The 12,665-nt window shown below is 67.9% G+C and carries 13 protein-coding genes; 12 read left to right on the top strand and 1 reads right to left on the bottom strand.

Going from position 1 to position 12,665, the window contains the following annotated elements; genetic code table 11:
- The 9 genes from VNM24_04955 to VNM24_04915 all read left to right on the top strand — a co-directional run.
- Positions 1 to 201: hypothetical protein (locus tag VNM24_04955; GenBank protein ID HWQ37952.1), on the top strand; the 201-nt coding region annotated here is incomplete at its 5' end.
- A gap of 188 nt (positions 202 to 389) precedes the next feature.
- Positions 390 to 1,283: an NAD(P)-dependent oxidoreductase gene (locus tag VNM24_04950; GenBank protein HWQ37951.1), complete on the top strand. Its 894-nt coding sequence runs from the start codon at positions 390 to 392 to the stop codon at positions 1,281 to 1,283.
- 55 nt (positions 1,284 to 1,338) lie between these two features.
- Positions 1,339 to 2,727, top strand: coding sequence for an MmgE/PrpD family protein (locus VNM24_04945; protein ID HWQ37950.1), 1,389 nt, complete (start codon positions 1,339 to 1,341; stop codon positions 2,725 to 2,727).
- 126 nt (positions 2,728 to 2,853) lie between these two features.
- On the top strand, positions 2,854 to 3,813 hold the full coding sequence (locus VNM24_04940) for a branched-chain amino acid ABC transporter permease (protein ID HWQ37949.1): 960 nt from the start codon (positions 2,854 to 2,856) through the stop codon (positions 3,811 to 3,813).
- A 3-nt stretch (positions 3,814 to 3,816) separates the two neighbouring features.
- Complete coding sequence (locus tag VNM24_04935; protein HWQ37948.1) at positions 3,817 to 5,574, top strand: branched-chain amino acid ABC transporter ATP-binding protein/permease; 1,758 nt, start codon at positions 3,817 to 3,819, stop codon at positions 5,572 to 5,574.
- A complete protein-coding gene (locus VNM24_04930) occupies positions 5,567 to 6,274 on the top strand; it encodes an ABC transporter ATP-binding protein (GenBank protein ID HWQ37947.1) in 708 nt (235 codons plus the stop codon). The genes VNM24_04935 and VNM24_04930 overlap by 8 nt, the downstream gene beginning before the upstream one ends.
- A 24-nt stretch (positions 6,275 to 6,298) precedes the next feature.
- Complete coding sequence (locus VNM24_04925; GenBank protein HWQ37946.1) at positions 6,299 to 7,525, top strand: ABC transporter substrate-binding protein; 1,227 nt, start codon at positions 6,299 to 6,301, stop codon at positions 7,523 to 7,525.
- 65 nt (positions 7,526 to 7,590) lie between these two features.
- The gene (pcaC, locus tag VNM24_04920) at positions 7,591 to 7,980 is read left to right on the top strand and encodes a 4-carboxymuconolactone decarboxylase (GenBank protein ID HWQ37945.1); all 390 of its coding nucleotides are present in this window, start codon (positions 7,591 to 7,593) and stop codon (positions 7,978 to 7,980) included.
- Between the two features lie 163 nt (positions 7,981 to 8,143).
- Positions 8,144 to 8,941: an N-acyl homoserine lactonase family protein gene (locus VNM24_04915; GenBank protein HWQ37944.1), complete on the top strand. Its 798-nt coding sequence runs from the start codon at positions 8,144 to 8,146 to the stop codon at positions 8,939 to 8,941.
- A gap of 63 nt (positions 8,942 to 9,004) precedes the next feature.
- Here VNM24_04915 and VNM24_04910 read toward each other — a convergent pair whose 3' ends face one another.
- On the bottom strand, positions 9,005 to 9,928 hold the full coding sequence (locus tag VNM24_04910) for a LysR substrate-binding domain-containing protein (protein ID HWQ37943.1): 924 nt from the start codon (positions 9,926 to 9,928) through the stop codon (positions 9,005 to 9,007).
- A 147-nt stretch (positions 9,929 to 10,075) separates the two neighbouring features.
- Here VNM24_04910 and VNM24_04905 point away from each other — a divergent pair, with 147 nt between their 5' ends.
- The 3 genes from VNM24_04905 to VNM24_04895 all read left to right on the top strand — a co-directional run bounded on the left by VNM24_04905 (position 10,076) and on the right by VNM24_04895 (position 12,617).
- Positions 10,076 to 11,053, top strand: a complete 978-nt coding sequence (locus tag VNM24_04905) for a WYL domain-containing protein (GenBank protein ID HWQ37942.1) — start codon at positions 10,076 to 10,078, stop codon at positions 11,051 to 11,053.
- Positions 11,054 to 11,136: 83 nt separating this feature from the next.
- Positions 11,137 to 12,186: a hypothetical protein gene (locus VNM24_04900; protein ID HWQ37941.1), complete on the top strand. Its 1,050-nt coding sequence runs from the start codon at positions 11,137 to 11,139 to the stop codon at positions 12,184 to 12,186.
- Positions 12,183 to 12,617: a hypothetical protein gene (locus VNM24_04895; GenBank protein ID HWQ37940.1), complete on the top strand. Its 435-nt coding sequence runs from the start codon at positions 12,183 to 12,185 to the stop codon at positions 12,615 to 12,617. Before VNM24_04900 ends, VNM24_04895 begins: the two co-directional genes overlap by 4 nt.
- Positions 12,618 to 12,665 lie beyond the last annotated feature (48 nt).

The raw sequence follows: 12,665 nt of genomic DNA, 5'->3' as shown, positions 1-12,665 counted from the left end.
ATTGCGCAGTATCTGTTCGATCCGCAGAACATCTACGGCAATCGGAACACTTGGTCGATTGCTCACTACCACGGCAGCGATGCTCCCCCAGACCCTGCGGGTGTGGCGGACGCCAGCGGTTTTGCCGCCACGCTGTTTGAGCGAAGCACCGAGGAGGGTAGCGAAAAAGCGCTGTCTTCCCCGATGAACGCTCTCACGTGATCCGTTCCTTCCCGGCGTTCGCGAAGATATACCCTTCGTGATCGCTTGCTGCGGCGCGGCGGGTTATGCAGCGCGTGAGGAGTCTGATATGTCCGCGGGGGAGATGCCGCGCGCGGGCGATCCCGATAGCATGACGCCACCAGGGGCGGCGTCTGCCAGGCGCCACTCCGCCAAGGGGGAGGAGTTGCATGGAACGCCAGACGTTCGGATTCATCGGCGTGGGTCGGATGGGGTCGCTCATGACCGGCCGGCTGCTCGCAGCCGGCCACAGGGTATGCGTGTACGACGTGAGCGCGCAAGCGGTGGCAGCGGTGGAGAAGCTCGGCGCGCAGCGCGCCGCCTCCGCGGCGCAGGTCGGCGACACGGCGCAAACGGTGTTCCTCAGTCTGCCCACGCCCGAGATCGTGCATCAGGCGGTGCTGGGCAAGGCCGGCGCCGTCGAAGGCGGCACGGTCAAGCACGTGGTGGACTTTTCCACGATCGGCCCGCGCATGGCGGGGTTGGTCGCGCAGGGGCTGGCCGAACGCGGCATCGCCTACGTGGACGCGCCGGTCAGCGGCGGGCTCAAGGGCGCGCGCGAGGGCACGCTCGCGGTGATGGTCTCCTGCCCGAAGGCGGTATTCGCCGCGCTCGAGCCGGTGCTCGAGACCTTCGGCCGGCCGTTCCATCTGGGCGAGGTCGCCGGCCAGGCGCAGACCATGAAGCTCGCCAACAATCTGCTGGCCGCGGCGGCGATCGCGGTGTCTTCCGAGGCGATGGTGATGGGCGTCAAGGCGGGCCTCGATCCCAAGGTGATGCTCGATGTGCTCAACGCGGGCACCGGACGCAACAGCGCCACCCAGGACAAGTTTCCGCGTTCGATCCTGCCGGGAACGTTCGACTTCGGCTTCGCTACCGGACTTTCGTACAAGGACGTCCGGCTGTGCGTGGACGAAGCCGAGTCGCTCGGCGTGCCGATGGTGGTGGGTGCCGCCGTACGCGAGATGCTGGCGGTGACCAACGCGATGTTCGGGGCGGACTCCGACTTCACTTCCATGTGCCGGGTGGTGGAAACCTGGGCCGGGGTCGAAGTGCGCGGCTGACCCGCTCCGGTCCGCACCCCGCCCGGCCGCCGGCCCCTATCGCAGGAGGATTCCGATGTCCACCGCGACGCAGTCGATGAACAACCCGGCCATTCTGGCCGCCCATGAGCCGCTCGCCGCGCGCATCGCCCGCGCCGTGGTCGAAGTGTCGCTGGAGAAGCTGCCTGCGGAGGCGACCGACAAGGTGAAGCTGTGTCTGATCGATCTGGTGGGCTGCGCGTTCGAGGCGCGCGAGCTTGCATGGAGCCGGCAGGCAGTCGGGCAGGCGGCGCGCGTGCCCGAAGGCGCGACGATCATCGGCGCACCGCATGCCTACGCGCACGGCGACGCTGCGTTCGCCAATGCGGTCATGGGCCATGGGCTGGTGCGCGAGGACATGCACGCCGGCAGCATCAGTCATCTCGGAATCGTGGTGCTGCCCACGCTGCTCGCGCTGGCGCAGTATCGCCGCGTCGCGGGGCGCGACTTCATCGCGGCGGCCATCGCCGGCTACGAGACCGGCGGCAAGGTCGGCCGCGCGGCGATGGATGCGGAGGTGGCGAAGATCCATCGGCCGACCGGAATCAGCGGACCGATCGCGGCCGCGGCGGCCGGCGCGCGCCTGCTCGGCCTGAGCGTCGAGCGGACGACGAGCGCGGTAGCGCTCGGCGCGAATACCACGCTCGGCTTCAACCAGTGGGCGCACACCGGCGGATCCGAGATGTTCTTCCACGCCGGCTTCGCGGCGCGCAACGCGCTCAGCGCGGTGCGGCTCGCCGAAGCCGGCGCCTTCGCCTCGCCCTCGGCGCTGGACGGGGAAGCGGGCCTGTTCGCGGCGCTGAAGAAGCGTTCAGCGACCTCCCGGGTGGAGCTGTTCGACGGGGCGCCGGAGATCCTTTCCGTCTATCACAAGCCAGTCCCCGCCTGTAACTTCGCCCAGAGCGCGTGCCAGGCCGCGCTGCGCATTGTGGCCGAGCGCCGCTGCGCCCCGGAGCGCATCTCCGCGATCCGCGTGCGGGTGCCGCGTGCGGGCGCGCTGTATCCGGGCTGCGACTCCACCGGGCCGTTCGCCCATGTCCTGCAGGCAAAGATGAGCATCCAGTACAACGTCGCCGCGGCGCTGCTCGAAGGCGGCGTGTCGGAGCGGAACTTCACGCTGCTCAACGATCCCCGGCTGCATCGGCTGCTCGGCGTGACCACGCTGGAAATCGACGACGCGATGACGAAGGCCTATCCGGCCCAGCAGGGCGGAGAGGTCGAAGTGGTGGAATCCGGCGGCGCTGCGCACCGCGTGCGCCTGGAGGATGTGGTCTACGCCACGGCCGAGGAGGTGCGCGGGCGCTTCCGCGCCGCGGCGCGCGGCGCGATGGGTGAGGTTCGCGCGCGGGAGATCGAGGCTTTCATCGATGGCCTGGAACGCAGCGACGATGCCGGCGGGCTGGGCGCTCTGCTTCGCGCCGAATGAAGCTCGCAACGCAGGGCAGGCAAGGGACGCACCGGAAAAAGGGACGAACGTCTTGAAGCACGGATGGCTTGGTCATTTGCCTATCGAATTGGCTCGTGACTTCGGATCGTTTGTAGCGAGCGCCTCGTGGCTGCTGCACTGCTGATCGAGAACTTCCTGCAATCGCTGACCGCGGGACTGCTCACCGGCGCGATCTACGGGCTGATGTGCGTGGGTCTGAGCCTCATCTTCGGGGTGATGCGGGTGATCAATTTCGCGCATGGCGACTTCATGATGCTCGGCATGTACGCGGCGTGGTACGTCTTCGGCCTGCTCGCCGCGCACCTCGCACTGTCGGACACGATCGCCCCCTACCTCGCGGCGCTTCTGGCCGGACCGGCCATCTTCGTGGCCGGTGTGCTCGTGCACCGGTTGCTGGTGGGTCGCGTGACCGGCATCCGCGGAACGGCGCTCGCCTCCGAGGGCCACTACGCGCAACTGATCCTCACGCTCGGAGTGGCGCTGATCCTGCAGAACGGGGGGCTCTACCTGTTCGGGTCGGCACCGGTCTCGATCCCCACGGCGCTTGCCTCCAGCGCGTGGCAGATCGGACCTCTCTACGGCGAAGCGGTGGAGGTTTTCGTCAACCGCGGGCAGACGATCTCGGCGTTGATCGCCGTTGCAGTGGTGCTCGCCTTTGTCGTGCTCATGAGCCGCTCGCGCCTGGGCAAGTCGCTGCGCGCAGCGGCGGATCATCCCGAGGCGGCGATCTACATGGGCATCGACGTCGCGCGGGCGCATCGGCTGGCCTTCGGCTTGGGCGTCGCGGTGACCGCCATCGGCGGCGGGCTGCTCGCTTCCGGCGTCTCCTTCCAGCCTTACGTCGGCCTGGAGTACGTGATCGTCATGTACGCGGGCGTGGTGCTCGGCGGGCTGGGCAGCGTGGGCGGCGCCTTCTTCGGTGGACTGACGATCGGCCTGGTGCAGCAGCTCTCGACGCTGTTTCTGCCGAACCAGTTGCAGAACTCGGCGATCTTCGTGGCGTTCCTGATCATCGTGTTGCTGCGGCCGCAGGGCCTGTTCGGCCGCGCGGCGCGGAGGGCCTGAGCCTTGTCGGACGCGCTGCGCAGACAGGCCTTGCCGATCGCGGTGTTCGGCGTCGCCTACGCGCTGGCGACGGCGTTCGTCCACCACTCCTACTACCAGCTCATCCTGACGGTGGTCCCGGTCTGGGCGGTGATGGGACTGGCGTGGAATCTTCTGAGCGGCTACAGCGGCTTCGTGTCCTTCGGCCACGCCGCGTTCTTCGGACTGGGGGCCTACTGCGTGGCGCTCAGCCAGATTCACTGGAACCTCTCGCCCTGGATCGCGATTCCCTGCGCGGGCGCCGTGGGTGGCGTGGCGGGGCTGGCGGTCGGAATCCCGACCTTCCGGCTGCGTGGCCATTACTTCGCGCTGGCGATGCTGGCCTATCCGCTGGCGTTGCTCTACGTCTTCGAGTGGCTGGGCTATCAGGAGCTGGCGCTGCCGATGCGACGCGATGCGCCGCTTGCCTACATGCAGTTCGAGGACCACCGCATCTATGCATGGCTTGCCGCCGCGCTGATGATCGGCGCGATGGTCCTCACCGCCGTGCTCGAACGCGCACGCTTCGGCCTGTCGCTCGTCGCGATCCGGGAAGACGAAGCCGCGGCCGAAGCGGCCGGCATCCGGACACCGGCCTGGAAGCTCAAGGCCATCGCGCTGAGTGGCGCCATGGCCGGTGCGGCCGGCGGGTTCTACGCGATCGTGCTCCTGGTCGTCACACCCGCCGCCGTGTTCGGAATGCTGGTCTCGGCGCAGGCGCTCGTCGTGGCGATGTTCGGTGGCGTGGCCACGCTCTGGGGGCCGGTGATCGGCGCGGTCACGCTGGTGCCGTTGAGCGAACTGCTGCACGCGCGGCTGGGCAACCTGGTTCCGGGCATCCAGGGCGTGGTGTACGGCGTGGCGATCGTCGCCGTGATCCTGGCCGCGCCGGAAGGTGTGTTCTGGAAGCTGCGCGACCTCATGCAACGACGCCCGCCACGGCTGCCGGACGCAGCGGCCGCGCGATCGGTCACGGTCACCGAGTTGCCCGCGCGCAGAGCGCGAAGCGAGGAGATCGCGATCGAAGTTCGCGGCGTGTCCAAGTCTTTCGGCGGGCTGAAGGCGCTGCGCGAGGTCGGCCTGCGGGTGTACCGCGGCGAGATTCTCGGCATCATCGGCCCGAACGGTTCTGGAAAGACGACGCTGTTCAATCTGCTCAACGGTTTCCTGCGGCCGGATCGCGGCGAGATTCTGCTGGAGGGACGCGACATCGTCGGACGCAGGCCCTACGAGATCTGTGCCGCCGGGGTCGGGCGCACCTTCCAGGTGGTGAAGCCGTTCCGGCGCATGAGCATCCTGGAGAACGTTCAAGTGGGTGCCTTCGTGAGGGCCGCGACCGACCGGGAGGCGCGCGGCTGCGCGCAGCAGGCGCTGGCGTGGGTCGGGCTGGAGCGCGACGCGCACCGTCTCGCCGGGGAACTGGGCAACCGGGAGCTTCGGCTGCTGGAGATCGCGCGCGCGCTCGCGGGCGCCCCGCGGGTGCTGCTGCTCGACGAGACGCTCGCCGGGCTGGGCGCCGCGGAAGTCGAGGAGATGATCGCGTTGATCCAAAAGCTCGCGTGCCAGGGAATCACCATCGTGGTCATCGAGCATACGATGCAGGCGATGGTCAGACTGGTCGACCGTTTCGTCGTGCTCGATGGCGGCGCGGTGCTGGCGGAGGGCCGCCCCGAAGAGATCACGCGGAATCCCGCGGTGATCGACGCCTACCTCGGAAGGAAGTGGAGGGTGGCCAATGCTTGAGATCGACGGCCTGCGCGCGGGCTACGGCGGTGTGCCGATCCTGAACGGGGTCGCGTTGCGCGTGCGAGAAGGCGAGTTCGCCGCGATCGTGGGGCCGAATGGTGCGGGCAAGACCACGCTGTTCAAGACGATCTCGGGCATCGTGCAGCCGACCGCGGGAAGCATCCGGTTCGAGGGCCGGGACCTGCTGGCGGTCGCGCCGCCGTTGCGGCCGCACCTGGGGATCGCGCACGTTCCCGAAGGGCGGCAGGTATTCGCCTCGCTCACGGTGCGCGAGAATCTGGAGATGGGCGCCTACACCGAGGCGGGGCGCCGGGCGTGGAAAGAGAATCTGGAGAAGATCAACACCCTGTTTCCTGTGCTGGCCGAACGTGCGTCCCATCCGGCCGGCGCTTTGTCGGGAGGACAGCAGCAGATGCTCGCGATCGCGCGCGGACTGGCTTCCTCGCCCAGGCTGCTGATGCTCGACGAACCGTCGATGGGACTGGCGCCGGCGGCAGCCGACGAAATCTTCGAGTGCATCGTTTCCATCCACGCGCAGACCGGGCTTACGGTGCTGCTGGTGGAGCAACGGGTGGCGGAGGCGCTGCATTACGCCGACCACGCTTATGTGTTGGAGACGGGGCGAGTCGTGCTGGCCGGTACGCGCGACGAACTGGAGAGAGACGACCGGGTGAGACGGGCCTACCTCGGCCTGTGAGACGCCGGGCAAGCGGAGGGTGTGATGCGCAATCGAATCATCGAATCGACGGTCAAGACGGCAGCATTCGCGGCGGCTTTTGTCCTCGGGGCGGCGGCGCAAGCCAACGAAGTGGAGGTCGGGTTGATCGCCCCGATGTCGGGTCCCTGGGCGAGGCAGGGCCAGATCATGAAAATGGCCGCCGACCTTGCCATCGATACGATCAACCGTCAGGGCGGCATTCGGTCGCTGGGAGGCGCAAGGTTGAAACTCGCGGTGTTCGACGTGGGCGACAGCGTGGAGAAGGCGAAGAACACCGCACAACGCATGGTCGCCGATTCGCCCAACCTCGTGGTGGCCACCGGCGCGTATCTCAGCTCCTTTACGCTGGCGGTAACCGAGGTCACCGAACGCGCGCGCCTGCCGGTCGTCACCTTCTCCTATTCCGACCTGATCACCTCGCGCGGATTCAAGTACGTGTTCCAGACCTCGGCCACCGGCGATCAGCAGGCGGAAGGCTCGCTTCCCGCGCTGATGGAAATGGCGCAGCAGGCTTCCGGCCGCCGGCCGCGGACCGTGGGCATCGTGATGGACAACACCGCCGCGTCGGTCGCGTTCGTCAAGCCGATCAAGGACCATCAGCTCGCCAGGCTGGGATTGAAACTGGTGGTGGACGAGACTTTTACTCCGCCGCTCGCCAACGCCACGCCGCTCATCCAGAAGGTGCGGTCGGCCCGACCCGACATGCTGTTGCTGCTACCCACCGCCATCTCGGATGCCAAGCTGTTGCTGGAGAAGATGAACGAGTTCGGATTGGGCAAAGGGCGGCTGCCGACCATTTCCAACGGGGCGGCGATTCTCGATCCCGATCTGCGCAACAACATGAATCTCGATCAGCTCGAGGGCCTGATGTCGGTGGTGGCGAACTGGACGACCGGTGCCCACAAGGACTTCATCGACGAAGTCCGGCGCAAGACCGGAGAGCCTTGGCCGACCCAGCATTTCGTCACGACCTACGGCGACATGTGGATCTTCAAGGCGGCGCTCGAAGCCGCTGGGAAGGCCGACCGGGAAGCGGTGACCCGGGCGCTGCGCACCATGAATCTGAGCGACGGGCCGGCCAAGTTTTTCCCTGGCGGGCGGATCAAGTTCGACGCCAACGGCCGCCGTGAAGGAGCGGGCCTGCTGATCGTGCAGTGGCAGAAGGGCGTGCCGGTGACCGTCTATCCGCCCAAGGATGCCGTCGCCGCTCCCGTCTGGCCGAAGCGCTGAATCAAACCGAAGCGAACCACCGAGGTGATCTTGCTGGTTGACCTGTTTTCCCAAGGAGAGACGAAATGAACGACGAGCTGTTCGAACGCGGGCTGGAGATCAGGAAAGCGGTGCTGGGCGCGGAATTCGTCGACAAGGCGCTCGCCAGCGCCGACGAGTTCAACATGCCGATGCAGCGCCTGGTCACGGAATACTGCTGGGGCGCGGTGTGGGGCCGGGAGGAGCTGCCGCGCAAGACGCGTAGCATGCTCAACCTGGCGATGCTCTCGGCGCTCAATCGCCCGCACGAGCTGAAGATGCACATCGGCGGTGCGCTGCGCAACGGGGTGTCCAAGGCCGAGATTCGCGAGGTGCTGCTTCAGGTCGCGATCTACTGCGGCGTGCCGGCGGCCGTGGACGCGTTTCGCGTGGCGCGCGAGACTTTCGCCGAACTCGAGCGCGCCGGCGCCAAGTGAAGCCCGATTCGAGATCAACCACGGAATCGCGGAGCACGCGCAGAAACACAAGTGCTCCCGATGCGAACTTCCAATGCGCGCAAAGTGAAGGCGCAGCGGTGCGCAGGCCCTTGCTTTCCGGTATTGCTCTGGGCCTCTGCGTCTGTGTGGAGAGGACCACGCGATGAACGACGACACCTACGAGGTCTACGCGATCAAGTACGCGCGGCTTTCTCGCCGCTCCCCGGAGAACTTCGTCGGGGGCGACGAGCACGACGTCGAGATGCCGCTCAATTACTACGTGTGGGTGATCGCCGGGACCGCTCGCTCGATCGTCGTGGACACCGGATTCGGCGCCGAGGCGGCCAGAAAGCGCGGGCGGCAGATCGTGCGCCCGGTCGAGGAGGGCGTGCGCGCGCTGGGCGTTGCGCCGGCGGACGTGAAAGACGTGATCATCACGCACATGCACTATGACCACGCGGGGAACCTGCCGCTGTTCGGCAACGCGCGGTTTCATCTTCAGGACAAGGAGATGGAGTTCGCGACCGGGCGCTGCATGGGCCACCACATGATGCGTCACGGCTACGAGGCCGACGACGTGGCGACCATGGTGCGTTGCGTTTTCGATCAGCGCGTGCAGTTTCACGACGGACCGGCCGAGATCGCGCCCGGCGTCGAGCTGCATCACATCGGCGGGCATACCAAAGGGATGCAGTCGGTGCGCGTGCGCACGCGGCGCGGCTGGGTGGTGCTCGCCTCCGACGCGAGCCACTTTTACGCCCACATGGAGCAGGACCGGGCGTTCCCGATCCTGTACAACCTGGCGGACATGCTGGAGGGTTTCAAGACGCTGCGCAAGCTCGCGACTTCGCCCCGCCACGTCATTCCAGGACACGATCCGCTGGTGATGGAGCGCTACCCGGCCGCGAAGCCGGGCATGGAAGACTGGATCGTGCGCCTCGACGTCGACCCGGCTCGTTGACCCTCACCGCTGGGGCAAGGCAGGACAAGACGAACGCGAGGCACGCCAAGGAGAAGGCCGCGGTCAACGTTTCGGCGACCAGCGGCCATCGGCAACCAGCGCATCGACCTGTTTGCGCACGAAGCCGACCAGTGCTCGCGCGGCCTTGGTGACCGGCCGTTGCGTCGAAGTCGCGACCACCAGCGTCCGGCTCATGGCGGGCTCGACGATGGACCACTTGCGGATCCGTCCTGCTTCGATCAGATGGTGCACGCACGAGTAGGACAGGATGGTGTACCCGATGCCGTCTTCCACGAGGCTGAGCGTGGAGGGCATCGCGTCGATCTCGACCTGTACATTGGGCGTGACGCCGATCTTGGACAGGAAATCGTCGACCAGCACGCGCAGCCCGTGCGGACGGCTGGGCAGGATCATCGGCAGTTCCGCGAGCCGCGCGGCCCGCACTTCGCCGGCTCCGGCGCCGGCCGGATCGGCGACCGGGCCGAGCAGGAACAACTCGTCGGTGAGCAGCGGATCCGACAGCAGCGAACCGGTGCGCGGCGCGTTGTACAGCACCGCGACGTCGATGCGGCCGGTCATCAACCACTCGAGCACGTGGCCGCTGAAGCCCTCCATGACGCCCAGCCAGACCCTCGGAAACTGCGCCCGGAACTGACGCACGATGGGAGCGGTGAGCACCGCGCCCACCGACGGCGGCATGCCGATCACGACTCTTCCGGCGGGCGCCGAACCCAGCGCGTGGATGGCGCGCCGGGCGCCGGCGGTAGTCTCCAGCACGCCGCGGGCGTGCTGTTCGAGGATGCGTCCGGCCTCGGTGAGCACGATCCCGCGTCCGGTCCGATAGCACAGCTCCGTGCCCAGCTCCTCTTCCAGCGCCTTGATCTGGCGGCTCAGAACCGGCTGCGCGACCGAAAGGCGCAGCGCGGCGCGCGAAAAGGCGCCGGTCTCCGCGATGGCGATGAAATACTCCAGCTGCCGAAGTTCCATGGTGGGCCCTGCTGGTCGAGGACACGCGCGTGCTGAGCAGGATGCCGGCGAAGATCATCGGCGGCCGCCACCCGCCGCGCCGCTGCATTCTACCGACGGGCGGCAGCGGTGCGGTTATGATGCGGCGGCGCCCACCGAAAGCCGCCCATGGACCGCACCGAACGCTTCTACCGTATCGACCGGCTGCTGCGCGATCACAAGGTGGTCGGAATCGAGCGATTCCTCGACGAGCTGGGCGTATCGCGCGCCACCTTCAAGCGGGACCTGGAGTACATGCGCGAGCGCCTCAACGCTCCGATCGAGTGGGATCGCGAGAACGGCGGTTACCGGCTGGGGCCACAGGCCGAAGGCGCGCCCGCGTACGAGCTGCCGGGCCTGTGGTTCAACGAGTCGGAGATCCTGGCGTTGCTCACCATGGAAAAGTTGCTGGAGGAGATCGAGCCCGGGGTACTGGGCGCTCGCCTCGAGCCGCTGAAGCGCAAACTCGGCGCTCTGCTCGAGTCGCCGGAGCACTCGGCGCGCGAAGTCCGCAGCCGCATCCGCATCCTGCGCATGGCCTCGCGCGCCAAGAGGATCCGCTATTTCGAGCCTGTCGCGCTTGCGCTGTTGAAGCGGCGTCGCCTGCGCATGGACTACTTCGTCCGCGCCCGCGGGGAGCTGACTCATCGCGAGGTTTCGCCGCAGCGTCTGGTGCACTATCGCGACAACTGGTATCTGGACGCCTGGTGCCACAGCGTGGACGCGATCCGCAGCTTTGCGCTGGACGCGGTGGAGCGCGCGCAGGTGCTGGACCGGCCGGCGAAGGACCTGCCGGTCGGGGAGCTGGACCGCGTGCTCGGCGCCGGTTACGGAATCTTCTCCGGTGAGCAGGTCAAGTGGGCGCGGTTGCGCTTCAGCGCCCAGCGGGCGCGCTGGGTGGCCAACGAGGAATGGCATCCGTGCCAGCGTTCGAGTTTCGACGAACAGGGCCGCTACCTGCTGGAAGTGCCGTACAGCCAGGCGCCGGAGCTGCTCATGGACGTCCTCCGGTTCGGCCCCGACGTCGAGGTGCTGGAGCCGCCGGAGCTGCGTGCCGGCGTCGCGAGAATGCTGGAGGAGGCTGCGGCCCGCTACCGTTCAGGCTGAGCCGGCCCCCCTGCAGGTGGTGGCTCATCTGGTGAGCCACTGCCTGCCGCAAACTGCTTCCAACGCATCGAGAGGAGGCAGCCATGGGGGAAATCGTCAGTCCTGCAATCGCGCGCTTGCGCGCGCTGCGCGAACGCAGCGATCGGGCCGCGCTTCGCGCGTCGCAAGTCGCGCCGCCGGATCCGGCGCGACCCGCGATGCCGGAACTGGGCGAGCCGCGCCGTTTCGAGGGCACGCTGGATGAGATCGCGGCGCTCCTGCCCCGGTTCGAACGGCGGGCGTTCGATGCGGCGAGCCGCGAGGACGCGGAGCATCCACACCTGGGCGTCATCGTCCGCCGTGCGGCTCCCGACGTGGGCCTGATCGACCTGCCGGTCGGTTTGACGCGGCGACAGCCTCTGGTTTCCCATGGGCGTGTGATCGAGGCGCTGCAGCGGGCGCTGGGCGCGGCGCGGGCCGATCCGCAGCAGGTGCGTGCCGGGGTCGAGCTGACCGACTGCGGCGCGCGCATGACGCTCGCGCTGGCCTGGCCCGAAGCGTTCGGCTGCGATCTGGGCGCAGGCGAGCGGCTCGATCTGCGGCTGGCCTGCTGGAACAGCATGGACGGTGGCGGTCCGCGCCTGTTGCTGGCCTGGCAACGCACGGTGTGCGCAGTCTCGATCCCCGTGGGCATCACCCGGCCCGACTACCGACTGGCCGAACGCCTCCCGATGCCGGTCGGCGACATCGCTGCCTGCGTGCAACGACTGCTGGAGCGCGCCGCGGGCGAACGTGAAGCGCTGGCGTGCTGGCGCCAGACGCTGGTGACCCGCGCGCGCCTGGCGCTGTGGGTCGACGGCGCGGTTCGACGGATTTGGGGACCGCGCGTGGCTGCCCGTGTCTTTCACGCGGCGGTAAGCGGCTGGGATGCCGAGCCGGCCTTCGGCTTCGAGCGCGTGCCGCCATCGCGCCGGACCATGCGCGCCACGATGCCGATTCCCTTCGCGCCCCGATTCGCGGAGACCGTATACGACGCGCTGCTTTCGGCGGCTTGGGTTGCCGCGCAGGAGCGCGACGCGCAAAGGCGCATCGATCGCCAGATCGAGCTCTGCGTGCTGATGCGCGCCCTGCTGCGCGGCGAGCACGCGCGGTGAGCGCAACACTGGTTGCGCGGGAGCCGGGCCCCCAATACGAGATCGGCATCGACGCCGCGCGCAAGGTCCATCTCTATCGCCTTTATCAGACGCGCGGCTACGAGGGCGCATTGTTCGACCGACCGGACCGGGCGACGGTCATCGAAAATGCGTTCGCCTTCGCGCGCTGGAGCTTGAAGTTTCGCGGAACGCCAGCGCTCATTCCGGTGCGGACCGTCAGCCGCGCTGCGCACGGCTACGAGCGCCTGCCGGACATCCTGTGCATCGGCGAATTGCCGTGGGCGCGGCCGGTGCGCGAGGTCTCGCAGATGTTCTCTTCCGCCACCCTGGTCTGGTTCCAGGACGCGTTCGCGTTGCCGATCGCGCGCGAGGTGCTGGAGGAGATGCGCGAGCTGGACTGGACTCGTATCGCCGAAGACTGGAGCTGGTAGCCGCACCGATACGCCGGCTGCTCGTTCTGGTTTCTTTGCGCGCAGGGT

This window comes from Burkholderiales bacterium (genome assembly GCA_035560005.1).
Taxonomy (GTDB): Bacteria; Pseudomonadota; Gammaproteobacteria; order Burkholderiales; family Eutrophovitaceae; genus DASRFY01.
This window is presented reverse-complemented; position numbering and strand designations above follow the sequence as displayed.

Coding starts and splice junctions, on each gene's coding strand:
- pcaC (HWQ37945.1), top strand. CDS start 7,591: ATGAACGACGAGCTGTTCGAACGCGGGCTGGAGATCAGGAAAGCGGTG.
- VNM24_04905 (HWQ37942.1), top strand. CDS start 10,076: ATGGACCGCACCGAACGCTTCTACCGTATCGACCGGCTGCTGCGCGAT.
- VNM24_04915 (HWQ37944.1), top strand. CDS start 8,144: ATGAACGACGACACCTACGAGGTCTACGCGATCAAGTACGCGCGGCTT.
- VNM24_04910 (HWQ37943.1), bottom strand. CDS start 9,928: ATGGAACTTCGGCAGCTGGAGTATTTCATCGCCATCGCGGAGACCGGC.
- VNM24_04945 (HWQ37950.1), top strand. CDS start 1,339: ATGTCCACCGCGACGCAGTCGATGAACAACCCGGCCATTCTGGCCGCC.
- VNM24_04950 (HWQ37951.1), top strand. CDS start 390: ATGGAACGCCAGACGTTCGGATTCATCGGCGTGGGTCGGATGGGGTCG.
- VNM24_04925 (HWQ37946.1), top strand. CDS start 6,299: ATGCGCAATCGAATCATCGAATCGACGGTCAAGACGGCAGCATTCGCG.
- VNM24_04900 (HWQ37941.1), top strand. CDS start 11,137: ATGGGGGAAATCGTCAGTCCTGCAATCGCGCGCTTGCGCGCGCTGCGC.
- VNM24_04930 (HWQ37947.1), top strand. CDS start 5,567: ATGCTTGAGATCGACGGCCTGCGCGCGGGCTACGGCGGTGTGCCGATC.